The sequence below is a fragment of the Mycobacterium sp. pV006 genome, assembly GCF_041287115.1.
Taxonomy (GTDB): domain Bacteria; phylum Actinomycetota; class Actinomycetes; order Mycobacteriales; family Mycobacteriaceae; genus Mycobacterium.
In genome coordinates this window covers 305,353-331,570 of the sequence record NZ_JBGGKT010000003.1, presented here as the reverse complement: position 1 = coordinate 331,570, position 26,218 = coordinate 305,353, and the positions used below count along the sequence as shown (strand labels likewise).

The following is a 26,218-nucleotide window of genomic DNA, read 5'->3' as shown; positions in this document are numbered from 1 at the left end:
GAGGAGACTGTAAACACGTGGCATCGTCTTCGGCGCCGGTGCAGCCATTCCGCTATCTGGCCCTCTTCCTGGCGCTGCTGATCGGCGCCTACCTGCTGGTGTTCCTGACCGGGGACAAGAAGGCCGAGCCCAAACTGGGTATCGACCTGCAGGGCGGCACACGTGTCACCCTGACCGCCCGTACCCCCGACGGTTCGGCGCCCACCCGGGAGTCGCTCAACCAGGCGCAGCAGATCATCAGCAGCCGTGTCGACGGGCTGGGCGTCTCCGGCTCCGAGGTGATCATCGACGGTCAGAACCTCGTCATCACCGTCCCCGGCAACGACGGCACCGAGGCCCGCAGCCTCGGGCAGACCGCACGCCTCTACATCCGGCCGGTGATCCACGCGATCCCGTCGGAGGCGGCGATGCCACCCGAGGAAGAAGGTGCGCAGGGCGCACCACCGGGAGGTGCCCCCGGGCTCCCGCCGGGGGTGATCCCGGGAATGCCGCCCGGCGGGCCCGGCGCCCCGCCGGCCCCCGGCGCCCCCGAACAACCGGCGCCGCCCGCGCAGGAACCCGCGCCGCAGCCGCGGCCGTTCCCGCAGCAGCCCGCACCCAGCCCCAGCCCCAGCCCGAGCCCTGAGCCGGCCCCGAGCCCGGCCCCCGGGCCGGGTCCGGACGCCGACACCTTCGCACCGCCGCCCGGCGCGCCGTACGAGAACAACCGCGACGTCCCGCTGGCCACCCGCATCCAGGACGAGAAGAAGCTCCGGCAGAGCGGCGAGCAGGCCATCCAGATCCTGGCCCTGCAGTTCCAGGCCACCCGCTGCGACGACGAGGACGTCCTGGCCGGCAACGACGACCCGAACCTGCCGCTGGTCACCTGTTCGACCGACGGCCAGGAGGTCTACCTGCTGGACAAGGCGATCATCAGTGGCGAGGAGATCGCCAACGCCAGCTCGGGTCTGGACCAGCAGCGCGGCGAGTACGTCGTCGACGTCGAGTTCAAGAGCGGCGCGTCCAAGACGTGGGCCGACTTCACCGCGGCCAACGTCGGCATGCAGACCGCATTCGTCCTGGACTCCAAGGTGGTCAGCGCACCTCAGATTCAGGAAGCGATCCCCGGCGGCCGCACCCAGATCACCGGGCAGTTCAACCAGGACACCGCACGTGAACTGGCCAACGTGCTCAAGTACGGGTCGCTGCCGTTGTCCTTCGAGTCCTCCGAAGCCGAGACGGTGTCCGCCACGTTGGGCCTGTCCTCGATGCGGGCCGGCCTGATCGCCGGTGCCGTCGGACTGGTCGCGGTGCTGCTCTACGCCTTGCTGTACTACCGCGCGCTCGGCCTGTTGGTCGCGTTGTCCCTGGTCGCCTCCGGCGCCATGGTGTTCGCGCTGCTCGTGTTGCTGGGCCGCTACATCAACTACACGCTCGACCTCGCCGGTATCGCTGGTCTGGTCATCGGTATCGGTATGACCGCGGACTCGTTCGTGGTGTTCTTCGAGCGCATCAAGGACGAGATCCGGGAGGGCCGGTCGTTCCGGTCGGCGGTCCCGCGGGGTTGGGCGCGCGCCCGTAAGACGATCCTGTCGGGCAACGCGGTGACCTTCCTGGCCGCGGCGGTGCTGTACTTCCTGGCGGTCGGACAGGTGAAGGGCTTTGCGTTCACCCTGGGCCTGACCACGATCCTCGACGTGACGGTCGTGTTCCTGGTGACGTGGCCGCTGGTGTTCCTCGCCTCGAAGTCCGCCCTGATGGCCAAGCCGTCCCTCAACGGGCTCGGCGCGGTCCAGCAGATCGCCCGGGAACGACGAGCGGCCGCGCACGCGGCGGGACGGGGCTGACCCATGGCACGCAACCGAACCGAGGACCTCGACTCGACGGCGATCGAGGCGCCCGATCTGGAGTCGGCCGCGGCCGACGCACCCAAGCACGGGTTCTTCGTCCGGCTCTACACCGGCACCGGCGCCTTCGAGGTCGTCGGACGACGCAAGCTCTGGTACACCGTCAGTGCACTGATCCTGTTGGTGTCGATCGGCGCGATGCTGATCCGCGGTTTCACCTTCGGTATCGACTTCGAGGGCGGCACCAAGGTGTCCTTCCCGCGCGGTGACGGCAGCATCAGCACCTCCCAGGTCGAGACCGTCTTCAACGACACGATCGGCAGCCCCCCGGAGTCGGTGGTGATCGTCGGCGCCGGCGACTCGGCGACGTTCCAGATCCGGTCGGAGACGCTCAGCAACGAGCAGACCGAGGAGTTGCGCACCGCGCTGTTCGACGCGTTCCAGCCGGTCGGCGCCGACGGACAGCCCTCCAAGCAGGCGGTGTCCGACTCGGCGGTGTCGGAGACCTGGGGCGGCCAGATCACCCAGAAGGCGCTGATCGCGCTGGGCGTGTTCGTGGTGCTCGCCGCGATCTACATCACCGCGCGCTACGAGCGCTACATGGCCGTCGCCGCACTGGCCACCCTGATGTTCGACCTCGTCGTCACGGCAGGTGTCTACGCCCTCGTCGGTTTCGAGGTCACGCCCGCCACCGTGATCGGTCTGCTGACCATCCTCGGCTTCTCGCTCTATGACACGGTCATCGTGTTCGACAAGGTCGAGGAGAACACCGAGGGCTACGAACACACCACCCGCCGCACCTTCGCCGAACACGCGAACCTGGCGGTGAACCAGACGTTCATGCGCTCGATCAACACCAGCGTCATCTCGACACTGCCGATCGTCGCGCTGATGATCGTCGCCGTCTGGCTCCTCGGCGTCGGCACGCTGATGGACCTCGCCCTGGTCCAGCTGGTCGGTGTGATCGTCGGTACCTACTCGTCGATCTACTTCGCCACGCCGCTGCTGGTCAGCCTGCGCGAGCGCACCGAGCCGGTCCGCAAACACACCCGCAAGGTGCTCAACCGCCGCGCGGCGGCGGCCCAGAAGGCCGGCAGCGCCGAACTCCTCGACGCCGACGACACCGAGAGCGTCGTCGAAGAACCTGCACGGACGGTGACGGTGCCCGCCACCCCGGCGCCGGACAAGCCGGCACCCGGCGCTCGGCCGGTGCGGCCGACGTCGAGTCGGACGGGGCGCCCGTCGGGTAAGCGAAGCCCGCGGAAGCAGTAGCAGCAGTGGCACGACGTTGGGCCGCGCTGGCGACGGTGGCGGCGGTCGTGGCCGGTGTCGGCCTCAGCGCGTGTTCGCGCGGCTCCGCCGACACGATCGACTACGCCGTCGACGGCGCGCTGGTCACCTACAACGCCAACACCGTGGAGGGCGCGGCCTCCGGAGGTCCCCAGGCATTCGCCCGCGTGCTCACCGGGTTCAACTATCACGGCCCGGAAGGGCAGGTGGTCGGTGACCACGACTTCGGCACCATCGCAGTCGTCGGCCGGACCCCGCTGATCCTCGACTACGAGATCAAGCCCGAGGCGGTCTACTCCGACGGGAAGCCGATCACCTGCGATGACATGGTGCTGGCCTGGGCCGCGCAGTCCGGCCGCTTCCCGGCGTTCGACGCCGCGAGCCGCGCCGGATACGCCGACATCGCAGCCATCGACTGTGCCCCGGGTCAGAAGAAGGCCCGGGTGTCCTTCGCCCAGGACCGGGGCTTCGTCGACTACGGGCAGCTGTTCGACGCGACGGCACTGATGCCGTCCCACGTGATCGCCGACGAACTCCAACTCGGTGAGGGCGGGGTTACCGCCGCGCTGCAGAACAACGACGGACCCGTCGTCGAACGGGTGGCCACGGCGTGGAACACCATCTGGAAGCTGACGCCCGACGTGGATCTGGCCAAGTTCCCGTCGTCCGGTCCCTACAAGCTCGACGCGGTGACCGAGGCCGGTGCCGTGCAGTTGGTGGCCAACGACAAGTGGTGGGGCACCCCGCCGGTCACCGAGCGGGTCACCGTCTGGCCGCGCAGCGCCGACCTGCAGGACCGGGTCAACGAAGGCGCCTACGACGTGGTCGACATCGCCGCCGGATCGTCGGGGACGCTGAACCTGCCCGAGGACTACATCCGCACCGACTCGGCGTCGGCCGGCGTCGAGCAGATGATCTTCGCCCCGCAGGGACCACTGGCAGCCGTTCCGGCCCGGCGCGCCCTCGCGTTCTGCACCCCGCGCGACGTGATCGCCCGCAACGCCGAGGTGGCGGTGGCCAACGCCCGGCTGAACGCCGCCACCGAGGACGCCTACAGTCCGGCCGAGGCCACCCCGCAGGCCGGCGAGTTCACCGTCGCCAACCCCGAGGCGGCCCGCACCGAGTTGGGTGGTCAGCCGCTGACGGTGCGCATCGCCTACCAGTCGCCCAACGCCCGGCTTGCCGCTGCGGTGGGCGCCATCGCCGACGCCTGCGCGCCGGCCGGCATCACCGTCGAGGATGCGGCCGCGGAGAACACCGGGCCGTTGTCGTTGCGCAACAACGAAATCGACGTGTTGATCGCCGGCGTCGGGGGAGCGGCCGGCAGTGGCTCCTCGGGCTCGTCGGCGATCGACGCCTACGCGCTGCACAGCGGGAACGGCAACAACCTGTCGCGCTACGCCAACGAGCGCATCGACGGGATCATCGCCACCATCGCGGTCACCTCCGATCCGAAGGAGCTGGCGCGTCTGCTCGCCGAGGCCGGACCGATCCTGTGGGGTGACATGCCGACCCTGCCGCTGTACCGGCAGCAGCGCACCCTGATCACGTCATCGAAGATGTACGCGGTCAGCAGTAACCCGACCCGTTGGGGCGCCGGCTGGAACATGGACCGCTGGAGACTGGACCGATGACGGAGCCCTCCGGCGACATCGCCGACGTCATCGCTTCGCTGCTGCGCGAGGTCCCGGACTTCCCCGAGCCCGGAGTGCAGTTCAAGGACCTCACCCCCGTCCTCGCCGACCCCCGGGGTCTGGCCGAGGTGTGCGCGGCGATCGCCGAAGCCGCCCGCGGTGCCGATCTGATCGCCGGCGTCGACGCGCGCGGTTTCCTGCTGGGCGGCGCGGTGGCGCTGCATCTCGGCATCGGCGTGCTGGCGGTGCGCAAAGGCGGCAAACTGCCGCCACCGGTGTTGAGCCAGACCTACGACCTCGAGTACGGCACCGCCACCCTGGAGGTCCCGGCCGACGGCATCGCGCTGGCGGGCCGATCGGTTGTCGTCATCGACGACGTGCTGGCCACCGGGGGAACACTGGCAGCGACCAACCGGTTGCTCATGTCAGCAGGTGCCACGGTGTCGCGTGCCGTCGTGATGCTCGAACTGACCGGGCTCGGTGGCCGAGCAGCGGTGGCGCCGGTCCCGGTCACCAGCTTGTACACCGTCTGAACGGGATATCCTGCCCAGAGCGAGTCCTGGAGGTGAGTATGGCCGACGAGGTCCCAACCGGTCCGCGCACGGGCCAGGCCGTCCAGCCGCCACCGTCACCCCCTGCCGCCGACGCGCCGGCGTCGGAGGTCGCCAAGACCTCGACCAGCGCGTCGCGGCGCGTCCGCGCCCGTCTGGCGCGACGGATGACCTCGCAGCGCAGCGCGATCAATCCGGTGCTCGAACCGTTGGTCTCGGTGCACCGGGAGTTCTACCCCAAAGCCAACCTGACCTTGCTGCAGAAGGCCTACGAGGTCGCCGAGCAGCGCCACGCCGACCAGATGCGCCGCTCGGGTGACCCGTACATCACCCATCCGCTCGCGGTGGCCAACATCCTCGCCGAACTGGGCATGGACACTACCACGCTCATCGCGGCGCTGCTGCACGACACCGTCGAGGACACCGGCTACACGCTCGAGGCGTTGACCGCGGAGTTCGGTGTGGAGGTCGGTCATCTGGTCGACGGCGTCACCAAGCTGGACAAGGTCGCGCTCGGCACCGCCGCCGAAGGCGAGACCATCCGCAAGATGATCATCGCGATGGCCCGTGACCCGCGGGTGCTGGTGATCAAGGTCGCCGACCGCTTGCACAACATGCGCACCATGCGCTTCCTGCCACCGGAGAAGCAGGCCCGCAAGGCTCGGGAGACGCTGGAAGTCATTGCCCCCCTTGCTCATCGGTTGGGCATGGCGACCGTCAAGTGGGAACTCGAAGACCTCGCGTTCGCGATCCTGCACCCGAAGAAGTACGAGGAGATCGTGCGGCTGGTCGCCGACCGCGCACCGTCGCGCGACACGTACCTGGCCAAGGTGCGCGCCGAGATCACCAACACACTGACCGCGTCGAAGATCAACGCCGTGGTCGACGGCAGGCCCAAGCACTACTGGTCGATCTACCAGAAGATGATCGTCAAGGGCCGCGACTTCGACGACATCCACGACCTGGTGGGCGTGCGCATCCTGTGCGACGAGATCCGCGACTGTTATGCCGCTGTCGGCGTGGTGCATTCGCTGTGGCAGCCGATGGCGGGCCGGTTCAAGGACTACATCGCCCAGCCCCGCTACGGGGTGTACCAGTCGCTGCACACCACGGTGGTGGGGCCGGAGGGCAAGCCGCTGGAGGTGCAGATCCGCACCCGGGACATGCACCGCACCGCCGAATACGGCATCGCCGCGCACTGGCGCTACAAGGAGAACAAGGGCCGCAACGGTTTACCGGCCGGCCACGCCGCCGCCGAGATCGACGACATGGCGTGGATGCGCCAGCTGCTCGACTGGCAGCGGGAAGCCGCCGACCCCGGCGAGTTCCTGGAATCGCTGCGCTACGACCTGGCGGTCCAGGAGATCTTCGTGTTCACCCCGAAGGGTGATGTGGTCACGTTGCCTGCCGGGTCGACCCCGGTCGACTTCGCCTACGCCGTGCACACCGAGGTCGGGCACCGCTGCATCGGTGCCCGCGTCAACGGCCGCCTGGTGGCGCTGGAACGCAAGCTGGAAAACGGTGAGGTCGTCGAGATCTTCACCTCCAAGGCGCTCAACGCCGGCCCGTCGCGGGACTGGCAGAGCTTCGTGGTGTCGCCGCGCGCCAAGGCCAAGATCCGGCAGTGGTTCGCCAAGGAGCGCCGCGAGGAGGCCCTCGAGGCGGGCAAGGAGGCCATCGCGCGCGAGGTCCGCCGCGGCGGACTTCCGTTGCAGCGCCTGATGACCGCCGAATCGATGGCCGCTCTGGCCCGCGAACTGCGCTACACCGACCTCTCGGCGCTCTACACCGCTGTCGGCGAAGGCCATGTCTCGGCCCGGCACGTGGTCCAGCGCCTCGTCGCCGCGGTCGGCGCCGACGACGACGCCACCGACGAACTCGCCGAGCGGTCCACACCGTCGACCATGCCGGTGCGGCAGCGCACCAGCGACGACGTCGGGGTCGCGGTGCCGGGTGCGGCGGGGGTGCTGACCAAGCTTGCGAAGTGCTGCACGCCGGTGCCGGGTGACGTCATCATGGGCTTCGTCACCCGCGGCGGCGGTGTCAGCGTGCACCGCACCGACTGCACCAACGCCGCGTCGCTGCAGCAGCAATCCGAACGGATCATCGACGTCGAATGGGCGCCGTCGCCCCACTCGGTGTTCCTGGTCGCCATCCAGGTCGAGGCACTCGACCGGCACCGGTTGCTGTCCGACGTCACCCGTGTCCTGGCCGACGAGAAGGTCAACATCCTCTCGGCGTCGGTGACCACCTCCAACGACCGGGTCGCGATCAGCCGGTTCACGTTCGAGATGGGCGACCCGAAGCATCTGGGCCACGTGCTGAACGTGGTGCGCAATGTGGAGGGCGTGTACGACGTCTACCGGGTCACATCCGCGGCGTGACCCGGCGGCGCGTGACCACCAGGTAGATCACCGTGCCCAGCACGGCCAAGCCCACCAGCGCGCCGGCCACGATCAGGCCCGTGCGGACCGCGGATCGGCCGGTCAGGGTTGTCGGTACAGAGTCCTCCACCGTGAGCGTGAGCGGTGATTGGCCGCCGGCGAGGATGGCCCGCAGCTCCCGCGCGTCCTGCTCGGACAGCCCGGTGATCCGCACGGCGCCTGTCTGCGGGGTCTGCGCCGGTCCGATGACCTCGGTGTCGAGGACCGCGGCGAGTTCGTCGCCTGCGGTCGTGGCCGTGGACTTCAGCTCGACGGCGTAGCCGCCCCCGTCCGCTGCGATCGTGGGGTCGGTGAGCTGGTCGCCGGTGGCGGTCGCGCTGTCGAGGAGGAAAACCTCGGTGTCGTCGCGGGCGCAGGTGATCAGCGGCAGGTCCGGGTCGTCGGCGCCGGCCAGCCCGTCCGGTTGTCCGCAGCGCGACGAATGGAACTGCAGCGCCAGCGCCTGCATGGTGCCGTCGGTGTTCTGCCGCAGTTCCGCCTCGTCGGAGGCCTTCGACGGCGAGGCGCTCGTCGGTGGAACCGGAACAGCCGGCAGGGACAGCAGGACCGGGCGCAGAACGAGCTGACCTCGGGCACCGGCGATGCGCGTGATCTCGGCGCCGTCACCCGGTGCTGTGACGGTCACGGTGTCACCGTCGGCCGTCACCGACGCGCCACGAAGTTTCAGCGCCTCGACCCGACGGGTCAGGACATCCGCGGTGGCGGCGAGTTCCTCCGGCGTCGGCTGCGCACCGTCCGGCGCGGCGGCGGCGAAGGTGACCGCCGTGGCGGCGGTGTCGCCGCTCCCGGACCACTGCTCGCGCGTCGCCAGCAGCGCCATCCCGTAACCGATGACCAGAACGATCACCGTCGCGGTGATCAGATAGCGGGCCGCGTTGGGTTGCCCGTGCTGCGGCCCGACCATCGCGTCAGTCCAGCGCGATCGACTTCACCGTGGTGGCCAACTGCGGCGGACCGTCGGGCCCGCCGCCCTCGACGCCCTCGGCAGCGATCTTGTCCAGCGTGGCCAATCCGGTCTCGTCGATCGTGCCGAACACCGTGTACTGCGGCGGCAGCTGGGAGTCCTGGTAGACCAGGAAGAACTGGCTGCCGTTGGTGCCGGGACCCGCGTTGGCCATCGCCAGCGTGCCGCGCGGATACACGACCGGCTCGTTGAGCTGTGGGTCGCCCGGCTGGTACTGGTCGGTGGGGTACTCGTTGGCGAACTCGTAGCCGGGACCCCCGGTGCCCTGACCGGTCGGATCGCCGCACTGCAGCACGCCGAGGGACTCACTGGTGGTCAGGCGGTGGCACGGGGTGTCGTTGAAGTAGCCCTGCTGGGCCAGGCTCGCGAAGCTGTTGACGGTGCACGGCGACTTGCCGTTGTCGAGCAGCAGACCGATGTTGCCCTGGTTGGTGGCCATGCTGGCGCTGACCTGGGCGGGCTCGGTCGGGACCCGGCCGGTGCGCGGCGGGGTGTTGGGCTTGCTGGCCTCCTCGGCCTCGGGGTACTGGCAGTTGCTGCCCAGGTCGTCGGCGGCGGTGAACTCGGGCAGCGAGCCGACCTCGGCCGGACCGGGGATGTCGAACGGCGACGACGTCTCCGGCGCGCTGGTGGGCGCCGATGCGGTCTCCTCACCGGAATCACGGTTGGTGATGACGATGGTGGCCACCACGGCGCCGACGACCACGACCGCGGCGACCGCCGAGCCGATGATCGTGTACAGGCGGCGCTTGCGTTCGTTCTCGGCGCGCCGCTCCATCTGACGCTCGAGCTTGCGTTTGGCGGCGGCTCGCCGTTGTTCGTTCGTCGGCACTGCCGGTGTCCTCCTCGGTGTCGATCAGGTCGGCACCGAGTGTGCCACGCGCACCCGACGTGGGAAGCTGGGCAGGTGTTGATCACCGGGTTCCCGGCCGGCATCCTGGCGTGCAACTGCTACGTGCTGGCCCCGCGGCAGGGCGCCGACGCCGTCGTCGTCGACCCCGGTCAGCGCGCCATGGGACCGCTGCGCCGCATCCTCGACGAGAACCGGCTGACCCCCGCCGCGGTGCTGCTGACCCACGGTCACATCGACCACATGTGGTCGGCCCAGAAGGTCGCCGACACCTACGGCTGCCCGGTCTACATCCACCCGGCCGACCGTTTCATGCTCACCGACCCCATCCACGGCATCGGGCCGCGGCTGGCGCAGCTGGCATTCGGGGTGATGTTCCGCGAACCCCGCCAGGTCGTCGAACTCGACCGCGACGGCGACAAGCTCGAACTGGGCGGGATCACCGTGGCCGTGGACCACACGCCTGGCCACACCATGGGTTCGGTCTGCTTCCGCGTCGAACGGGGACCCGAACAGGTCGCCTTCACCGGCGACACCCTGTTCCGCCAGTCGGTGGGACGCACCGACCTGGTGGGCGGTAGCGGACGCGATCTGCTGGAATCCATCGTGACAAAACTGTTGGTGCTCGACGACCGCACCCTGGTACTACCGGGGCACGGCGAGCGCACCACGATCGGCGCCGAGCGTCGCACCAACCCGTTCCTCGAAGGTCTGACATCGTGAGTGGAAACTGTGACTGAATCCTTCAAGGCGCCCAAGGGCGTCCCTGACTATCTGCCGCCCGAGTCGGCCGAGTTCGTCGCCGTGCGGACCGGACTGCTCGACACCGCGCGCCGCGCCGGCTACGGCGACATCGAACTGCCGATCTTCGAGGACACCGCACTGTTCGCGCGCGGCGTCGGCGAATCCACCGACGTGGTGTCCAAGGAGATGTACACCTTCGCCGACCGCGGCGAACGGTCGGTGACCCTGCGCCCGGAGGGCACCGCGGGGGTGATGCGCGCGGTGATCGAGCACGGACTCGACCGCGGGGCGCTGCCGGTCAAGCTGTGCTACTCCGGGCCGTTCTTCCGGTACGAGCGTCCGCAGGCCGGGCGCTACCGGCAGTTGCAGCAGGTCGGTGTCGAGGCCATCGGTGTGGACGATCCGGCGCTGGACGCCGAGGTGATCGCGGTGGCCGACGCCGGCTTCCGTGCGCTGGGCCTGGACGGCTTCCGGCTGGAGATCACCTCGCTCGGTGACGACTCGTGTCGTCCGCAGTACCGGGAACTGCTGCAGGACTTCCTGTTCAAGCTGGACCTCGACGAGGAGACGCGTCGTCGCGCGGAACTGAACCCGCTGCGCGTCCTCGACGACAAGCGTCCGCACATCCGTGAGATGACCGCCGACGCGCCGGTGATGCTCGACCACCTCTCCGACGGCGCCAATGCGCACTTCGACACCGTGCTGGCCCACCTGGACGCGTTGTCGGTGCCGTACGTGATCAACCCGCGGATGGTGCGCGGGCTGGACTACTACACCAAGACGACCTTCGAGTTCGTCCACGACGGCCTCGGCGCGCAGTCCGGGATCGGCGGCGGGGGCCGCTACGACGGGCTGATGAGCCAGCTCGGCGGAAAAGACCTGTCCGGCATCGGTTTCGGGCTCGGGGTGGACCGCACGCTGCTGGCCCTTCGGGCCGAGGGCAAGACCGCCGGCAACGGCGCCCGCGTGGACGTGTACGCCGTGCCGCTCGGGGCGGACGCGAAGGTGCGCCTGGCGGTGCTGGCGGCGCAGCTGCGGGCCGCGGGCGTGCGGGTCGACGTGGCCTACGGCGACCGCAGCCTCAAGGCCGCGATGAAGGGCGCCGACCGCTCCGGTGCGGCGATCGCGCTCGTCGCGGGGGAGCGGGACCTGGAAGCCGGCACGGTCGGTGTGAAGAGCATGGCCACCGGGGAGCAGGTCGACGTCGCGATCGACGCCGCCGTGACCGAGGTCCTCACCCGCCTCCGCTGACTGCGGCCGTCGTCACCTCGTTGTGCCGAGCGCGCGCGTCTGCTGCTCGACGCGCCGTACTTGGGCCTGCATTTGCGCGCGCTCGCTCGGCATTTCGTTCACACTCGGGCCATGGACACGCCGCTGCAACCGGTCGTCGTGGCCGAGTACGGCGGGGTGGCGGTCGTCGAACGCGGGCCGATCGTGCTCGTGGTCGATCGGGGAGGCGGCCCATCGGAGCTCACCGTCGCGGGATTGGCGATGGCGTCGGTGAGCTGTGCCGTTTTCGGTTGCGCCGCTTTGTGGTCGGCGCTGGCCGGCGGTTGGGCGCTGCGCTCGGTGCTGCTCGCGGCGATGATCCTCGCCGTCGGCGTCGGTGCGTTCGCCGTCATGGTGCGGTGCGGCAACAGCATTCGCCGCCGCCAGGCCTGTCCGTTGCGCGAGGTGCGTCCCGTCGCCACCTTCGACCGGCAGCGCCGCGTCTTCCTCGACGAGTTCGGCGAGGTCGTCGCACCACTGGACCAGGTGAGCTTCGTCTGCCGTCGTCGGTTTTTGTCCGCGGTGTTGACGGTGGTGACAGCTTCGGGTACCCGGATCCTCAAGAGGGGGAGCCTGTTCAGTGGCGGCGTCGGACCGCTCGACGAGATCCTGACCGAGCTGGTTCACGGCGCTCGCCGCTGACGAGCGCGCGCAAATGCACAGCGAGACTCGGCGTGTCGAGGAGCAGGCGCGCGCGCTCGCGGGACAACTGGACCAGCTAAATGGCCATTGCGGCGCGGACGTCGGCTTCGGAGGACGAGCCGCCGGTGCCGCTGGAGGTGATCCGGCCCGCCTCGAGGATGTAGTAGCGCTGCGAGGACTCCAGCGCGAAACCGATGTGCTGCTCGACGAGCAGCACACCCAGATCGCCACGCGCGGTCAGCGCCGTGATGGCCTGCTCGATCTCGGCGACCACCGACGGCTGGATTCCCTCTGTCGGTTCGTCGAGGATCAGGCACCGCGGTGAGGTGATCAGCGCCCGCGCGATGGCCAACTGCTGACGCTGGCCACCCGAGAGCAGCCCGGCGCGCCGGTTGAGGAGTTCCTTGAGCGCGGGGAACAGATCGAGCTGTTCGTCGATGAGCGTCTTACCGTTCTTGCGGCCGTCGGCGACCACCTGAAGGTTCTCGGCGGTCGTCAACTGACCGAACGACTGCTGGCCCTGCGGGACATAGGCCAGCCCGCGGGCCACCCGCGCGCTGGGCCGCAGCTTGGTGATGTCCTCACCGTCGAACAGCACTTTGCCGGAGGCGCATTTGAGCAGGCCCACCGCCGCGCGCAGCAGCGTCGTCTTGCCTGCGCCGTTGTGTCCCATCACCGCGGCCACGCCGTCGGCCGGGACTTCGATCCCGGCCCCGTGGATCACCTCGCTGCGCCCGTACCCGCAGCGGACGTCGACCAGTTGCAACATCAGATGTTCTCCTCGACCAGTTCGATTCCGTCGGCTCCGGCCGCGGCGGTCCCGAGATAGACCTCCTGGACCTTCGGGTTGGCTTGCACCTCGGCGACCGAGCCCTCGGCGATCACCTGGCCGCGCGCCAGCACCGTGACCGAGGTCGCGAACGCGCGCATGAAGTCCATGTCGTGTTCGACGACGACCACGGTGCGTTCAGCACCTATGCGCCGCAACAGGTTTCCGGTCTCCTCACGTTCCTCGGTGCTCATCCCCGCGACCGGTTCGTCGAGCAGCAACACGTCGGCGTTCTGCACGAGCAGCATGCCGATCTCGAGCCACTGCTTCTGCCCGTGGGCCAGAACCCCGGCGGGTTGGTCGGCCAGATGCGTCAAGCCGGTGGTGTGCAGGGCCTGCTCGATCGACGGCAGGATGCCCCGACGTCGACGCAGCAACGTCCACGCCGAGCGGCCGGCGCCGGCGGCGATGTCGAGGTTCTGCAGCACGGTGAGCTGTTCGAAGACACTCGCGGTCTGGAAGGTGCGGCCCACACCCTGACGGGCGATCCGGTGCACCTTCTTGCCGAGCAGTTCCACACCGGACTTATTGACCGAGCCGGTGGCCGGCACCAGCCCGGTGATGGCGTCGATGACGGTGGTCTTGCCGGCGCCGTTGGGACCGATCAGGAACCGTAGGTCGCCCTGAAACAGCGTGAGATTGACATCGCTGACCGCTTTGAACCCGTCGAAATCGACTGTCAGATCACGAACTTCGAGATACTGCGCACTCATGCCGGCATTGCCGCCGGCCACCGGTTCCTTGCCGGCGGCGCTGGCCTGGATGTCGCTCATGTGCCGGCACCCACCTTCTGTGCGTCGGAATCGGTGTCGGGTGCCGCCTCCGGGGGCGGGTCGGCCTTCTTGCGGCGACGCTTGAGCAGGACGCCGAGCCCGGCGAGCCCGGCGGGGAAGAAGCCGACCACGACGATGAACAGCAGCCCCTGGGCGTAGGTCCACTCCGACGGGAAGCGTTCGGAGAACAGGGTCTGCGCCCATGCCACCCCGATCGCGCCGAGGACGGGCCCCAGCAGTGTCGTGCGGCCGCCGATGGCGACCCCGATCAGGAACGCGATCGAGGGCAGGATGCCGACCTGCGACGGTGCGATGAACCCGACGATCGGGGCGAACAGTGCGCCGGCGATGCTGGCGAACAGCGCGGCCACGGTGTAGGCCACCACCTTGATGTTGGCCGGGTCGTAGCCCAAAAACCGCACCCGCTCCTCGCCGTCACGTACGGCCACGAGCAGCTCCCCGTAGCGGCTCTGCATCAGCTGGCGCACGACCGCCACCACGATCAGCAGCACCGCGGCCGCGATGAAGTACAGCATCCGCCGGTTGACCGGGTCGCTGAGAGTGAAGCCGAAGAACGTGCGAAACCGGTTGAGCCCGTTGGATCCGCCGAGGCTGGTCTGCCCGACCAGCAGGATCGCCAGCGCCGCGGCCAGTGCCTGCGACAGGATCGCGAAGTAGGCGCCCTTGACCTTGCGTTTGAACACGCCCAGCCCGAGCGCCGCGGCGATCCCGGCCGGGATCACCAGGATCGCGAACAAGGTGAACGCGGGGGAGGCGAAAGGCTGCCAGTAGCCCGGCAACTCGCGCACCCCCTGGATCTGCATGAAATCCGGCACGTCGTCGCCGAGCACCTGTGCGTCGGCGATCTTGAGGTGCATCGCCATCATGTAGCCGCCGAGACCGAAGAACACGCCCTGGCCGAGTACCAGCATGCCGCCGCGGCCCCACGCGAGACCGATGCCGACCGCGACGATCGCAAAGCACAGGAACTTGCCCAGCAGCGAGAGCCGGAAGTCCGACAGCACCGCCGGGGCGATGACGAACAGCACCAGCGCCGCGACCCCGAAGCCGGCCCAGGTCTGCCAGCGCCCCAAGAGGGTCCTCATACGAGACTCCTTGTCCGCACCGTGAACAACCCCTGCGGACGGGCCTGCAGGAAGATCACGATGATCACGAAGACGAGCACCTTGGCCAGTGACGCGGTGGTGTTGTACTCGATGAACGAGTTCAGGAACCCGAGGGTGAACGCCGCGATCACCGTGCCCTTGATCTGCCCCAGTCCGCCGACCACGACGACGAGGAACGCGTCGATGAGATAGCTCTGTCCGATCGTCGGGCTGGTGGAACCGATCAGCGTCAGCGCCACCCCGGCCACCGCCGCCAGCCCGGAGCCGATGAAGAACGTGGTGATGTCGGTCTTGCGTGACGAAATGCCGCTGGTCTCAGCGAGATCCCGATTCTGCACCACCGCCCGGATGCGCCGCCCCATCGGGGAGGTCTTGAGCACGAAGGCCAGGACCGCGACGCACACCAACGCCAGCACCAGGATGAACAGGCGGGTCTTGGGGACGACGGCGCCGAGGATCTCCACGCCCCCCGACAACCATGCGGGAGCCACGACGTTGACCGCCGGGGCTCCGAAGACGTCACGGGCCACCTGTTGCAGGATCAGCCCGACGCCGAAGGTGACCAGCAGCGTGTCCAAGGGACGGTGATACATCCGCTGGATCAGCGTCACCTCCAGCAGGGCGCCCATCGCGCCGCCGATGACGAACCCGACGACCAACGAGATCAGCAGGGACGCACCGGCACTCGAGACGACCTGCTGGACGACGTAGGCGGTGTAGCAGCCGGCCATGATGAATTCACCGTGCGCCATGTTGATGACGCCCATCTGGCCGAAGGTCAGCGACAACCCCAGGGCTGCCAGCAACAGGATCGAGCCGAGGCTCAATCCTGTTGCCAGCTGCCCGATCAGGACATCCACGACGTCAGCCGGACAGGCCGGCGGCCCACGGGTAGGACTTCAGGAACGGGTCGGGATCGATGGGTCCGGGGGACTCCCACACCGTGTAGATCAAGCCGTCGGGCCGGATCTCACCGATGCGCGCGGTCTTGGTGATGTGGTGGTTCTCGCCGTCGATGGTCACCTTGCCTTCAGGGGCATCGAAGCTGACGCCGTCGGCGTTGTCCTGAATCGCCTTGACGTCGAACGACTGTGCCTTCTCGACGGTGTTCTTCCACAGGTAGACCGAGACGTAGGCGGCTTCCATCGGGTCCGACGTCGGCTTGTCGGCGCCGTACTTGGCCTTGTAGGCCGCGACGAACTCGTTGTTCACCGGCGTGTCGATGGTCTGGTAGTAGTCCCACGCGGTCAGTTGGCCGGTGATGTTCTGCACGCCGATGCCGCCGACCTCTTCCTCGGCGATCGACACCGAGACCACCGGCATGTCGGCCGGGGTCAGGCCCACGTTGCGGTACTCGCGGAAGAACGCGACGTTGGAGTCGCCGTTGAGCGTGTTGAAGACCGCGTCCGCGTCGGCGGTGCGCACCTTGTTGATGATCGTGGAGAAGTCGGTCGAGCCCAGCGGGGTGTAGTCCTCACCCTTGATCTCGATGCCGTTGGCCTGGGCGTAGGCCTTGATGATGCGGTTGGCCGTCTGGGGGAAGACGTAGTCGCTGCCCACCAGGTAGAGCGAGGTGATGCCCTTTTCCTTCAGGTAGTCCAGCGCCGGCACGATCTGCTGGTTGGTGGTGGCGCCGGTGTAGAAGATGTTGGGCGAGGACTCCAGGCCCTCGTACTGCACGGGGTAGTACAGCAGGGAGTTCGCGCTCTCGAACACGGGCAGCATCGCCTTGCGGCTCGACGAGGTCCAGCCGCCGAACACCGCGGCGACGCAGTCACTGCTGATCAGCTTCTCGGCCTTCTCGGCGAACACCGTGGGCTCCGACGCGCCGTCCTCACCGACCAACTGGATCTGCTTGCCCAGGACACCGCCGTCGGCGTTGATCTGCTCGACCGCCAGATCGATGGCGTTGCGGACGGTGACCTCCGAGATCGCCATGGTGCCCGACAGGGAGTTCAGTGCCCCGACCTTGATGGTGTCGCCGGAGGTGTCCACACAGGACTGCGCATTTGCTGCATCGGTGTCGCTGGCCTTGCTGCCGCATCCCGCCAGCAGCAGGCTCGTCACCGCCACGACACTTCCGGCAACAAGAGCGGAACGTCTGACGGGGGAGCGCCGGGGTTCTTCCATGGGCGGCCTTTCTGGGTGTGCACGGCGTCCCGTCGGCTCATGAAGCCTGATGGGACACGGTGTTTGCGTACATTCAGCGACCGGGATCGCGACACCGCGGCGGTGTCGATCGGGACGTTAGAGCGCCCGTGTTTCTGTCAAGTGTCTGTGTGTGACGAACAAATTAACCGTGAGGCCTACGGGAACTTCTTTGCCGTCACGGCGCCGAGGGGGACGAAACCGCAGCGGCTGTAACGATCCGGTACGGTCCGGCGATGTGACCATCATGCGAACAGCTACAGCCAAAGCAGGAGCGGCGCTCGGTGCGGCAGCGTTGGTGGCGGCCGCCGGGATGATCAACCCGGCGGCGGCCGGTGCGCAGGACGGCCAGACGGTCCGATACACCGTGACCTCCGCCGGCGCCTACGAGTTCGAGCTCTTCTATCTGACGTCGCAGCCGCCGAGCATGGCGGCCTTCAACGCCGACGCGTACGCCTACGCCAAGCGGGAGAAGGTCCAGCTGGCTCCGGGTGTGCCGTGGGTGTTCGAGACGAACTTCGCCGATCCGCAGTGGGCGATCCTGACCGCGAGCAGCACTGCCCGCGGCGGGCAGGCCGCACCGAACGCGCACTGCGACATCGCCGTGGACGGCCAGGTCCTGGTCAACCACGACGACCCGCACAACGTGCGGTGCCAGCTCGGCCAGTGGTGAGTCAGCGCGGCGTCAGCCCGGTCAGGACGGGCGGCAGCTCGTCGCGGTGCAGCACGCCCAGGCGCTGCGTGGCGCGCGTCAGCGCGACATAGAGGTCTGCGGCACCGCGCGGCCCGTCGGCCAGGATCTGTTCCGGGGAGACGATGAGCACCGCGTCGTATTCCAGACCCTTGGTGTCGGCGGGCCGCACCGCGCCGGGAACGTCGGCCGGTCCGATTACCACGCTGGTGCCCTCACGTGCAGCCTCGGCGCGCACGAATTCCTCGATGGCCGAGGGTAATTCGGCGTCAGTGACTCGTCGCGACCACGGCGGTGACCCGCTGGCGCGCACAGAGTCGGGTGGTGTCGCGTCCGGTGCGAACTCGGCGAGGACCCCGGCCGCGACCGCCATGATCTCGGTGGGTGTGCGGTAGTTCATCGTCAGCGACCGGTACTGCCAGCGGCCGGGCACGTAGCGGTCGAGCATCGCGCCCCACGACAGCGCCCCGGCCGCGGACCGTCGCTGCGCGAGGTCGCCGACCACGGTGAACGACCGGCTCGGGCAGCGCCGCATCAGCACCCGCCAGTCCATCTCCGAGAGTTCCTGCGCCTCGTCGACGACGACGTGCCCGTAGGTCCACTCCCGGTCGGCGGCCGCGCGCTCGGCCAGATCGCGGGTGTCGCGTTCCAGGAAGCGCTCGGCGAGATCCTCGGCCTCGATGACGTCGCGTGCCAGCAGCAGGTCCTCGTCTTCCATCAGGTCTTCACGGTCGACCATGAGGTCGAGCACTCCGGCTGCGTAGGCGGCCTCCTCCCGGCGTTCGCGTTCGGCGGCCTCCTCGCCGGACTTGTCGCGGCCCAGCAGGTCGACGAGTTCGTCGAGCAGCGGTACGTCCGCCACCGTCCAGGCTGCCCCGTCCTCGCGGTACAGAAGCGGGTCGGCCCCGGCCGCACGGAGACGTTCGGGCGACGAATACAGTTCGGAGAGAAGCTTTTCCGGGGTGAGCACGGGCCACAGCTGGTCGAGTGCCGCGGTGAACGCGGCATTGTCCTCGAGCTCGTCGAGCAGGTCGGCGCGCAGATGTTCCCAGGCGGCGCGGTCGTCGCGGGTCAACCAGCCGCGGCCGATCCGGCCGATGGCGCGTTCGGTCACCGCCCACGTGATGACGTCGACGAACGTCGCCCGCGCGTCGTTGTGCGGTTGTTCGGTGGCGCGGGCCTCGCTGATCGCCCACTCCGCGACCCCGGCGTCGATGCGCACCGACACGTCGGACAGGTCGATCGGCAACGGCTCCGGCGGGACGCGCTGGCGGTCGGCGACCGCGGCGGCCAGTACGTCGAGCATGCTCAGCGATCCCTTGATGCGCGCGACCTCCGGCGGGTCGTGTGCAGTGACGTGCAGGCCGGGAACCAGGTCGCCGGTGGTCATGAACACGACGTTGGTCTCACCGAGGGACGGCAGGACGCGGTCGATGTGGCTGAGGAACGCGGCGTTGGGTCCGATGACCAGTACGCCGTGGCTCTCCATCCGCTTGCGTTGGGTGTAGAGCAGATACGCGACCCGGTGCAGCGCGACGACGGTCTTGCCGGTGCCGGGACCGCCTTCGATGACGAGCACCCCGGGGTGGTCGAGACGGATGATCGCGTCCTGCTCGGCCTGGATGGTGGCGACGATGTCACGCATCCCGTCACCCCGCGGCGCGTTGACCGCGGCCAGCAGCGCGACGTCGCTGGACGTGCCGGGCTGTGCGCCGGTCTCGTCGGCCAGCGGGCGTCCGAACACCTCGTCGGTGAAGTCGACCAGGCGCCGCCCGATCGAGTGGAACTGACGACGGCGGCGCATGTTCTCCGGGTGGGCCCCGGTGGCGGTGTAGAACGGCCGGGCCGCCGGTGCCCGCCAATCCAGCAGCAGCGGTTCGCGGTCGGCGCCGTCGTCGAGGATGCCGATGCGGCCGATGTAGAGCCGTTCACCGGTCAGCGCATCGAGGCGTCCGAAGCACAGACCCGCGTCGGCGACGTTGAGTCGGTCGATCCGCGCGGCGGTCGCACGGACGGCGGCGTCGCGCTCCACCAGCGTGGAGCCGGCCTGCGGGTCGACATCGCTGCGCAGCGCCGCGGCGTGCCTGTCCCGCACGTGGACGCGTTCGGCGTCCAGCCGGGCGTACAGGCCGTCTACGTACTGCTGTTCGGCGGCCAGTTCGTCGTCGTAAGAGTGGTGCGGCACCCGACCAGCCTAGCGACTCCCTTGACACTGTTTCGAACGTGTGTTCGCATGGGGTATGCGCTGGGCGGGTCAGGCACTGCAGGTCGACGACGGCGCGCTGCCGGGGTTGGCGCGGCTCGGTCTGGTGCGCAGCGTGCGCACCCCACAGTTCGACGGCATCACCTTCCACGAAGTGTTGTGCAAGTCGGCGCTCAACAAGATCCCGGCGGCCTCGATGCTGCCGTTCCGATACACGGTCAACGGCTACCGGGGATGCTCGCACGCGTGCCGCTACTGCTTTGCGCGGCCCACCCACGAGTACCTCGAATTCGATTGCGGGCGTGACTTCGACACGCAGTTGGTGGTCAAGACCAACGTTGCCGACGTGCTGCGGCGCGAGTTGCGTCGCCCGTCGTGGACGCGCGAGACGGTGGCGCTGGGCACCAACACCGACCCCTATCAACGGGCCGAGGGGCGGTACGCGCTGATGCCCGGCATCATCGGTGCGCTGACCGAGTCGGGGACCCCGTTCTCGATCCTGACCAAGGGCACGTTGTTGCGCCGGGATCTGCCGTTGCTCGTCGATGCGGCGTGCTCCGTCGATGTCAGTGTCGCGATCTCGCTCGCTGTCGGGGACGCGGAACTGCACGGCCGGATCGAGCCTGGGACGCCGACGCCGCAGGCACGGCTGGACCTGATCTCGGCCATCCGCGCCGCCGGACTGCGCTGCCATGTGATGGTCGCGCCGGTGCTGCCCGGGCTGACCGATTCCCGTGCGCATCTCGACGACCTGCTGGGCCGGATCGCGGCCGCGGGCGCGACCAGCGTGACGGTGTTCGGGCTGCACCTGCGGGGGAGCACCCGGGGCTGGTTCATGGATTGGCTGGCCCGCGACCACCCAGACCTCGTCGCCGAGTACCGCCGGCTGTACCGGCGCGGCGCCTATCTGCCGGCCGATTACCGAGCGATGCTCGCGCGGCGGGCCGCCGAGCTGGTTGCCAAGCACGGCCTCGCAGGTGCGCCCCGTATGGCCGTTGCCGCCCCGGCCGCCCTCGCCGAGCCGGCCCAACCGACACTGTTCTGAGTTCGCCGGTTTCGCTGCGGTGTAACCGACCTCGCCATGTGGGGTGGAACCGGCGCCAGATCTCTCGCAGCCGCCGGTGTGACTGAATTGACCCGGGAAGAATTCGCTCTTACCCGCGGTGCATGAAATGATTAGGTCATCAAAGTTTTTGTTGACGACCGAAGAGGCCCGCATGTTCATGGCGTCGGAATACCAGGGTGATCCCCTCGACACAGCGCCTTTGGACGTTCTCGCCGCTGTCGACGCGGGAGAGCTCTCCATCGACGACGCCGCTCGCTGGCACGGCGTCGTCATCGTGGGCTCCGCCGTCGACGCATCGGCCACCGCTGTTCTGCGGGAGCGCATCCGAGACGAACGGAAGAGCTGGAGCAGAACTCCCGGCGCGCATTGCATCCGAGTGGCGTTGCCCCGCAACACTGTCCAGATCGGCGACCATCTGGTACTCGCCCGCGGCCTCGACAGCGCGGTGTACGCGTGTGACTGCGGGACCGTGCTGGCGCCGGCCGACCGCGACTGGAAGCCGCAGGCGTGCCAGGCCGAACTCACCGCCGAAGACCTCGGCGCCAAGGTGCGGCTGCACCCGGGTCTGCGTGCGGACGCCTATGCGTGCCCGGGGTGTGGGGCATTGCTCGCCGTGGATGTCCGAGCGCGAGACGACGAGCCGCTACGGGAGTTCGAGCTGGCTCGTTGAGTCAGCTCTTGTTGCGCTTGACCTCATTGAACGGGACTCCACGGTCGGCTGCGAATTCCCGCGGGAACCCGAGGATGCGCTCACCGATGACGTTGCGCGCCATCTCCGAGGTGCCACCGCCGATCGATCCCGTCTGACGCGACAGATAGCGCACGCCGACGTCGAGCAGACCCTCGAGGTCACCGCCCTCATCGACGACACCGGCGGTACCGGCGATGGCGAGCGCGGTGTCGACCTCGAGCTCGGTGGTCTCGGCGTGGAACAACCGGATCATGGTGCCTGCGTTGGGCGGCAGCGATCCGCTGGTGATGCCGCGGAACACATGCTCGATGAGCTGCTCCTTGACGATGCGTCGGGTGAACGCACGACCGGCCATGTCCTGGATGACGGGGTCATCGCCCTGTCCGGTGAGCTCGGCAAGCCCGATGTGGTCCGGCGGCATCTCGTTGGCGTTCTCCGCGGCGGTGCCGCTGGCGAACTCCGAGCCGCCGCCGACCGCGCGTCGCTCGTGGTGCAGCTGACGTGAGGCCACGGTCCAGCCGTCGTTGACCTCACCCACGACGGCGTCGAGCGGCAGTTCGAGGTTGTCGAAGAACTCTTCGCAGAACTCCTCGTTGCCGTTGACCTCTTTGATGCGCCGCATCGTGATGCCCGGCGCGTCCAGCGGCACCAGGAACATGGTCAGGCCCTGATGCTTGGGGACCGTCCAGTCGGTACGGGCGAGCATCAACCCGTAATCACCGGCGAAAGCGCTGGTGCTCCAGGTCTTGGCGCCGTTGATGATCCACTTGTCACCCTGCTGCTCCGCGCGGGTGATCACCCCGGCCAGATCGGATCCGCCGTTGGGTTCGGAGAGCAACTGCACCAGGATCTCGTCGCCGCGGATGGCCGCCGAGATGCGTTCGCGCTTCTGGTCTTCGCTGCCCATGTCGAGGATGGTCGCCGCGCAGATGGTGAACGACGGGGTATTGAGGATCAGCGGCATCTCGTAGCAGTAGCACTCCGCGTTGAACGCTTTCTGATACGCGTAATCCAGGCCCAGGCCGCCGTATTCGCGGGGGAAGCAGATGCCGGCGAATCCGCCCTCGTACAGTCGCTTCTGCAATTCCTTGGCGCGGTCCCAGGACGCCTGCTCGGCACGCACGGAGAACGGCGGATTCTCGGGGTCGACGCGCGGCATGTTCTCGGCCAGCCAGGCCCGCGCTCGCGCGGCGAACTCCTCGACCGACTCGGTGGTGGTCGCCGTGGCGGTCTCGGTCATGCGGGGATCTCCGTCTTCTTGCTCAGGGCGTACACCGCGCGGTGGTGGTCCTCGGGCGAGCCGAACATCGCGCGGTAGAGCGCGGCGCGGCGCAGATACAGATGCAGGTCGTGCTCCCAGGTCACGCCGATCCCGCCGTGCATCTGGACGCAGTCCTGCAGCATGACCGGAGCGCGTTCGGCCACATAGGCTTTCGCGACGCTGACCAGCTTCGCCGCGTCGGGGGAGCGCTGCGCGACCGCCTCGACCGCGCCGGAGGTGGTGGCCCGGCACGCCTCGAACCACATCTTCATGTCCGCGGCCCGGTGCTTGAGGGCCTGATAGGACGCCAGCGGACGACCGAAACTGTGCCGGTCGAACAGCCACTGGTTGGTCATCGTCAGCACGGCGTCGAGAATGCCGACCAATTCGGCACACTGCAGGATCAGGGCGACCTGGCGTTGCCGCTCGATGATCGCCGGCGTCTGTTCGGCGGTACCGACGGCCGCCGACGCGTCGACCTCGACACCATCGAATTCCACCCGCGCATAACGCTTCACCAGGTCGACCGACGCCTGGGGCGTAACCGTGACCCCGGCGGCGTCGGTCGGGACCAGGAACTGCCGAAGTGCGCCGTCGCACGCCGCGACGACGAGTACCGCGCCGCTCTCCGCGCCGGCCTCGACACGATCCTTGACGCCGTCGATGCGGTAACCACCGTCGGTGCGCGCAGCCGTGGTCTGCACAGCGGTCACGTCGGCGGGCGCGAACGGGCGCTTCGGTTCATAGACCGCCCACGATGCGACGAGCTCACCGGCGATGAGGGCCTCGATGCTGTCCTCGTGGCCGTCGGACGCCTCGACCAGCCCCGTAAGGACCACGCTGACCGGATGCAGCGGGCCGGGCGCGACGGTGTGGCCGATCTGCTCGGCGACCAGCGCCAGGTCGGACACACCGCCCGCCACACCGCCGGAGACACTGCCGCCGCCCAACTCCTCGGGCACCAGCAGGCTCGTCCAGCCCAATTCGGCGGCGCGCTGCCACCATTCGGGCTGGAAGGACACCTCCGACGCGTGCAGACCGCGCACGTGGGTCAGGGAGGCCTGCTTCTCCAGGAACGTCTGCGTCGTCGAGACGAACAACATCTGTTCCGGATCGGCCACGGTCATGAATGCTCCTCGTCGGTGATCGTGTGTGGGGAGGCCGAACGGGTCAAGCGATGACCAGCGCGGGCACGTCGGGCTTGTGGACTTTCTTGTTCTCGACCTTGAACAGGTCGACGAGGTTGCCGCCCATCACCTTTCGGATACCTTCCTCATCCAGACCGTTCTCTTCGAGCTGGTCGACAAGGGTGATCGGGTCGGCGAGGCCCTCCGGATGCGGCCAGTCCGAGCCGAAGATGACGCGGTCGATGCCCAACAGGTCGGCCATCTGACCGAAGTTGTCCTCCCAGAACGGTGCGACGTACACGCACCGCTTGAACGCCTCGATCGGGTTCTCGGGGAACTCCTGCGGCATCTTCTTGTAGACGTCCTCGAACTGGTGGAAGAGGTAGGGCACCCAGGACGCGCCGTTCTCGATGGACAGGATGCGCAGATCCGGGTTGCGCGACAGGGCGCCGTGGCAGACCAGGGCCGCCATGGTGTCCTCGATGGGGCGCTTGCCCATCGCGACCATCCGGAAAGCGGTAGGGCGGAACGGCAGGAACTCGTCGGCGGGCTCCCAGTCGTTGAGGTACTGGGCGTAGCCGCTGTCGGAGGCGTGCATGCAGACCGGGATCCCGGCCTTGACGCAGGCATCCCAGAACGGGTCGAACTCGGGCAGTCCGAGCGAGCGTGTGCCGCGGTAGCCGGGCACCGGCGCAGGGCGCACCAGCACGGTCTTGGCGCCGCGCTCGAGGCACCACTCGAGTTCCTCGAGGGCACGGTCGACGACCGACAGGTTGATCACCGGGGTGGACAGGATGCGGCCCTCGTAGTCGAACTGCCACGTCTCGTACATCCACTGGTTCAGCGCGTGGATGATGTCGAGGATCAGGTCCGGATCGTCCTTCATGCGCTCCTCGACCAGGCTGGCCAGCGTCGGGAACATGATGGTGTAGTCCAGCCCCAGGCCGTCGAGGACCTCCAGACGCGCTTCGGGGTTGCGGAAGGCGGGGATGGCCTTCATCGGCTTGCCCATCACCTCGCGGAAACTCTTGCCGCCGCTGCCGTGGCGGAAGTACTCCTCCTGGGCGCCGGGGCGGGCGACGACCTCGAAGGTCGGGTTGGGGATGTAGTCGCTGATGTGGTTGCGCACCACGATCTTGGTGCGGCCGTGTACGTCGATGTAGTCGATGACGCCCTTGCGGTGATCCGGCAGGAACTGGGTCAGCGCTTCCTTGGGCTCGTAGAAGTGGTTGTCGGCGTCGAACACCGGATAGTCGAGAGTCCGTGACGGCATGGTGGCCTCCTGACGTGCGAATTTTCTTGGGCTGGTAACCGTATTACCGGAAGGTGGTAACGACATTACCACGCGTGAGTGTAACGGCGCCAGAGCCGCTGCCGTCGCCTGTCGTCGCAGCTCAGCGCGTTATCCGGTGAGTCCCCGCAGGCACAGTGTGTAGATGCGCGCGCCGTCGATGGGGACCCCGTTCAACTCGGCTCCGAGTTCGCGCAGGCGTAGCGCGCCCAGGACCGTCTGCATGAGGATCGCCGCGTCGGTGTCGACATCCAGATCGGTCCGGAACGCACCTTCGGCGACGCCGCGACGCAGTAGGTCGGCGATCAATTGGTGCAGCGGCGCGAGCACCTTGGCGAACTCTTTCGGCCGGTGCTCGAGCAGGCGGTCGTTGTAGTAGGTCAGGCCGCGGTTGATGCTGTCCTGGGTGCTGGACTCGGCCGGCGCGCCGATGCGGTCGATCAGACGGCGCAGCGCCTCGGGGCTGGAGAGCTCAGCGGTCTCGGCGCGCCACCGGTCGGTCGCGTCGGCCATGATCTTCTCGACCAGCGCCAGGAGCAGTTCATCTTTCGTCGCGAAGTGCTGATAGAACGCCCGCAGCGAGGTTTTCGAGCGTTCCACGACCTCGAGCACGGTGAAGTCGGTGCGTCCGGTCTCCCCGAGAATGGCCAGCGCAGACCGCATGAACCGGGTGGCCCGCGACTCGTCCTGGTCCGCAGATCCCGTGGCGGACTTCGTCGCTCTGGGGCCTTTCGCGGCCATCGACGCCATCCTTCCGCTGCGCAGCACTTGTCGGTAATGACGTTACCGCGATCGGG

General features: G+C 68.4%; 23 protein-coding genes. 11 read left to right on the top strand and 12 right to left on the bottom strand.

Annotated features, from left to right (window positions below; all coding sequences use genetic code 11):
• Positions 1-17 precede the first annotated feature (17 nt).
• From secD to ACAG25_RS07565, 5 genes are read left to right on the top strand one after another with little or no spacing between them, the layout of a single operon-like run.
• Positions 18-1,826 (top strand): protein translocase subunit SecD, encoded by a 1,809-nt coding sequence (gene secD / locus ACAG25_RS07585; RefSeq protein WP_370487720.1) that lies wholly within the window; start codon positions 18-20, stop codon positions 1,824-1,826.
• Between the two features lie 3 nt (positions 1,827-1,829).
• On the top strand, positions 1,830-3,098 hold the full coding sequence (gene secF / locus ACAG25_RS07580) for a protein translocase subunit SecF (RefSeq protein WP_370487719.1): 1,269 nt from the start codon (positions 1,830-1,832) through the stop codon (positions 3,096-3,098).
• Between the two features lie 5 nt (positions 3,099-3,103).
• Positions 3,104-4,750: an ABC transporter substrate-binding protein gene (locus ACAG25_RS07575; RefSeq protein ID WP_370487718.1), complete on the top strand. Its 1,647-nt coding sequence runs from the start codon at positions 3,104-3,106 to the stop codon at positions 4,748-4,750.
• Positions 4,747-5,283, top strand: a complete 537-nt coding sequence (locus ACAG25_RS07570; protein WP_370487717.1) for an adenine phosphoribosyltransferase — start codon at positions 4,747-4,749, stop codon at positions 5,281-5,283. The genes ACAG25_RS07575 and ACAG25_RS07570 overlap by 4 nt, the downstream gene beginning before the upstream one ends.
• 38 nt (positions 5,284-5,321) lie before the next feature.
• Positions 5,322-7,685: a bifunctional (p)ppGpp synthetase/guanosine-3',5'-bis(diphosphate) 3'-pyrophosphohydrolase gene (locus tag ACAG25_RS07565; protein WP_370487716.1), complete on the top strand. Its 2,364-nt coding sequence runs from the start codon at positions 5,322-5,324 to the stop codon at positions 7,683-7,685.
• On the opposite strand, the gene ACAG25_RS07560 is transcribed toward ACAG25_RS07565, so the two are convergent.
• Positions 7,669-8,649: a hypothetical protein gene (locus ACAG25_RS07560; RefSeq protein ID WP_370487714.1), complete on the bottom strand. Its 981-nt coding sequence runs from the start codon at positions 8,647-8,649 to the stop codon at positions 7,669-7,671. The two genes, ACAG25_RS07565 and ACAG25_RS07560, sit on opposite strands and share 17 nt — an antisense overlap.
• A 4-nt stretch (positions 8,650-8,653) precedes the next feature.
• Positions 8,654-9,541: a peptidylprolyl isomerase gene (locus ACAG25_RS07555; protein ID WP_370487713.1), complete on the bottom strand. Its 888-nt coding sequence runs from the start codon at positions 9,539-9,541 to the stop codon at positions 8,654-8,656.
• 75 nt (positions 9,542-9,616) lie between these two features.
• On the opposite strand from ACAG25_RS07555, the gene ACAG25_RS07550 reads away from it, so the two are divergent.
• The 3 genes from ACAG25_RS07550 to ACAG25_RS07540 all read left to right on the top strand — a co-directional run bounded on the left by ACAG25_RS07550 (position 9,617) and on the right by ACAG25_RS07540 (position 12,214).
• Positions 9,617-10,282, top strand: coding sequence for an MBL fold metallo-hydrolase (locus ACAG25_RS07550; RefSeq protein ID WP_370487712.1), 666 nt, complete (start codon positions 9,617-9,619; stop codon positions 10,280-10,282).
• Positions 10,283-11,554, top strand: coding sequence for a histidine--tRNA ligase (hisS, locus tag ACAG25_RS07545; RefSeq protein ID WP_370487711.1), 1,272 nt, complete (start codon positions 10,283-10,285; stop codon positions 11,552-11,554). It abuts the gene before it with no gap.
• Between the two features lie 111 nt (positions 11,555-11,665).
• Entirely contained in the window at positions 11,666-12,214 is a 549-nt protein-coding gene (locus ACAG25_RS07540) for a hypothetical protein (RefSeq protein WP_370487710.1), read from the top strand.
• A gap of 76 nt (positions 12,215-12,290) precedes the next feature.
• Here ACAG25_RS07540 and urtE read toward each other — a convergent pair whose 3' ends face one another.
• From urtE to urtA, 5 genes are read right to left on the bottom strand one after another with little or no spacing between them, the layout of a single operon-like run.
• The gene (urtE, locus tag ACAG25_RS07535; RefSeq protein WP_370487709.1) at positions 12,291-12,983 is read right to left on the bottom strand and encodes an urea ABC transporter ATP-binding subunit UrtE; all 693 of its coding nucleotides are present in this window, start codon (positions 12,981-12,983) and stop codon (positions 12,291-12,293) included.
• Positions 12,983-13,816 (bottom strand): urea ABC transporter ATP-binding protein UrtD, encoded by an 834-nt coding sequence (gene urtD, locus ACAG25_RS07530; RefSeq protein WP_370487708.1) that lies wholly within the window; start codon positions 13,814-13,816, stop codon positions 12,983-12,985. The genes urtE and urtD overlap by 1 nt, the downstream gene beginning before the upstream one ends.
• Complete coding sequence (urtC, locus tag ACAG25_RS07525) at positions 13,813-14,922, bottom strand: urea ABC transporter permease subunit UrtC (RefSeq protein ID WP_370487707.1); 1,110 nt, start codon at positions 14,920-14,922, stop codon at positions 13,813-13,815. Before urtC ends, urtD begins: the two co-directional genes overlap by 4 nt.
• On the bottom strand, positions 14,919-15,803 hold the full coding sequence (gene urtB, locus ACAG25_RS07520; protein WP_370487706.1) for an urea ABC transporter permease subunit UrtB: 885 nt from the start codon (positions 15,801-15,803) through the stop codon (positions 14,919-14,921). The genes urtC and urtB overlap by 4 nt, the downstream gene beginning before the upstream one ends.
• 4 nt (positions 15,804-15,807) lie before the next feature.
• Positions 15,808-17,073 carry an urea ABC transporter substrate-binding protein gene (gene urtA / locus ACAG25_RS07515; RefSeq protein ID WP_370487705.1) on the bottom strand — a complete coding sequence of 422 codons (1,266 nt, stop codon included), beginning with the start codon at positions 17,071-17,073 and terminating at the stop codon, positions 15,808-15,810.
• Between the two features lie 265 nt (positions 17,074-17,338).
• On the opposite strand from urtA, the gene ACAG25_RS07510 reads away from it, so the two are divergent.
• Positions 17,339-17,764 carry a hypothetical protein gene (locus tag ACAG25_RS07510; protein WP_370487704.1) on the top strand — a complete coding sequence of 142 codons (426 nt, stop codon included), beginning with the start codon at positions 17,339-17,341 and terminating at the stop codon, positions 17,762-17,764.
• A 1-nt stretch (position 17,765) separates the two neighbouring features.
• Here the strand turns inward: ACAG25_RS07510 and helR are convergent, their stop codons facing one another.
• Positions 17,766-19,967 (bottom strand): RNA polymerase recycling motor ATPase HelR, encoded by a 2,202-nt coding sequence (gene helR, locus ACAG25_RS07505; RefSeq protein ID WP_370487703.1) that lies wholly within the window; start codon positions 19,965-19,967, stop codon positions 17,766-17,768.
• 55 nt (positions 19,968-20,022) lie between these two features.
• On the opposite strand from helR, the gene ACAG25_RS07500 reads away from it, so the two are divergent.
• Positions 20,023-21,030, top strand: a complete 1,008-nt coding sequence (locus ACAG25_RS07500) for an Rv2578c family radical SAM protein (protein WP_370487777.1) — start codon at positions 20,023-20,025, stop codon at positions 21,028-21,030.
• Between the two features lie 151 nt (positions 21,031-21,181).
• Positions 21,182-21,721, top strand: coding sequence for a hypothetical protein (locus tag ACAG25_RS07495; RefSeq protein ID WP_370487702.1), 540 nt, complete (start codon positions 21,182-21,184; stop codon positions 21,719-21,721).
• A 1-nt stretch (position 21,722) separates the two neighbouring features.
• On the opposite strand, the gene ACAG25_RS07490 is transcribed toward ACAG25_RS07495, so the two are convergent.
• From ACAG25_RS07490 to ACAG25_RS07475, 4 genes are all read right to left on the bottom strand, one after another.
• Positions 21,723-22,982 (bottom strand): acyl-CoA dehydrogenase family protein, encoded by a 1,260-nt coding sequence (locus tag ACAG25_RS07490; protein WP_370487701.1) that lies wholly within the window; start codon positions 22,980-22,982, stop codon positions 21,723-21,725.
• Positions 22,979-24,130, bottom strand: coding sequence for an acyl-CoA dehydrogenase family protein (locus ACAG25_RS07485; protein WP_370487700.1), 1,152 nt, complete (start codon positions 24,128-24,130; stop codon positions 22,979-22,981). The genes ACAG25_RS07490 and ACAG25_RS07485 overlap by 4 nt, the downstream gene beginning before the upstream one ends.
• A 43-nt stretch (positions 24,131-24,173) precedes the next feature.
• Positions 24,174-25,403: an amidohydrolase family protein gene (locus tag ACAG25_RS07480; protein WP_370487699.1), complete on the bottom strand. Its 1,230-nt coding sequence runs from the start codon at positions 25,401-25,403 to the stop codon at positions 24,174-24,176.
• Positions 25,404-25,532: 129 nt separating this feature from the next.
• A complete protein-coding gene (locus ACAG25_RS07475) occupies positions 25,533-26,162 on the bottom strand; it encodes a TetR/AcrR family transcriptional regulator (protein ID WP_370487698.1) in 630 nt (209 codons plus the stop codon).
• Positions 26,163-26,218 lie beyond the last annotated feature (56 nt).

What these genes read in the sequence shown, in the direction of transcription:
- ACAG25_RS07475 (WP_370487698.1), bottom strand. Translation starts at nt 26,162, where the DNA reads ATGGCCGCGAAAGGCCCCAGAGCGACGAAGTCCGCCACGGGATCTGCG.
- ACAG25_RS07490 (WP_370487701.1), bottom strand. Translation starts at nt 22,982, where the DNA reads ATGACCGAGACCGCCACGGCGACCACCACCGAGTCGGTCGAGGAGTTC.
- urtA (WP_370487705.1), bottom strand. Translation starts at nt 17,073, where the DNA reads ATGGAAGAACCCCGGCGCTCCCCCGTCAGACGTTCCGCTCTTGTTGCC.
- ACAG25_RS07500 (WP_370487777.1), top strand. Translation starts at nt 20,023, where the DNA reads ATGCGCTGGGCGGGTCAGGCACTGCAGGTCGACGACGGCGCGCTGCCG.
- urtD (WP_370487708.1), bottom strand. Translation starts at nt 13,816, where the DNA reads ATGAGCGACATCCAGGCCAGCGCCGCCGGCAAGGAACCGGTGGCCGGC.
- secF (WP_370487719.1), top strand. Translation starts at nt 1,830, where the DNA reads ATGGCACGCAACCGAACCGAGGACCTCGACTCGACGGCGATCGAGGCG.
- ACAG25_RS07480 (WP_370487699.1), bottom strand. Translation starts at nt 25,403, where the DNA reads ATGCCGTCACGGACTCTCGACTATCCGGTGTTCGACGCCGACAACCAC.
- urtE (WP_370487709.1), bottom strand. Translation starts at nt 12,983, where the DNA reads ATGTTGCAACTGGTCGACGTCCGCTGCGGGTACGGGCGCAGCGAGGTG.
- ACAG25_RS07565 (WP_370487716.1), top strand. Translation starts at nt 5,322, where the DNA reads ATGGCCGACGAGGTCCCAACCGGTCCGCGCACGGGCCAGGCCGTCCAG.
- urtC (WP_370487707.1), bottom strand. Translation starts at nt 14,922, where the DNA reads ATGAGGACCCTCTTGGGGCGCTGGCAGACCTGGGCCGGCTTCGGGGTC.
- ACAG25_RS07540 (WP_370487710.1), top strand. Translation starts at nt 11,666, where the DNA reads ATGGACACGCCGCTGCAACCGGTCGTCGTGGCCGAGTACGGCGGGGTG.
- ACAG25_RS07485 (WP_370487700.1), bottom strand. Translation starts at nt 24,130, where the DNA reads ATGACCGTGGCCGATCCGGAACAGATGTTGTTCGTCTCGACGACGCAG.
- ACAG25_RS07560 (WP_370487714.1), bottom strand. Translation starts at nt 8,649, where the DNA reads ATGGTCGGGCCGCAGCACGGGCAACCCAACGCGGCCCGCTATCTGATC.
- ACAG25_RS07570 (WP_370487717.1), top strand. Translation starts at nt 4,747, where the DNA reads ATGACGGAGCCCTCCGGCGACATCGCCGACGTCATCGCTTCGCTGCTG.
- ACAG25_RS07510 (WP_370487704.1), top strand. Translation starts at nt 17,339, where the DNA reads ATGCGAACAGCTACAGCCAAAGCAGGAGCGGCGCTCGGTGCGGCAGCG.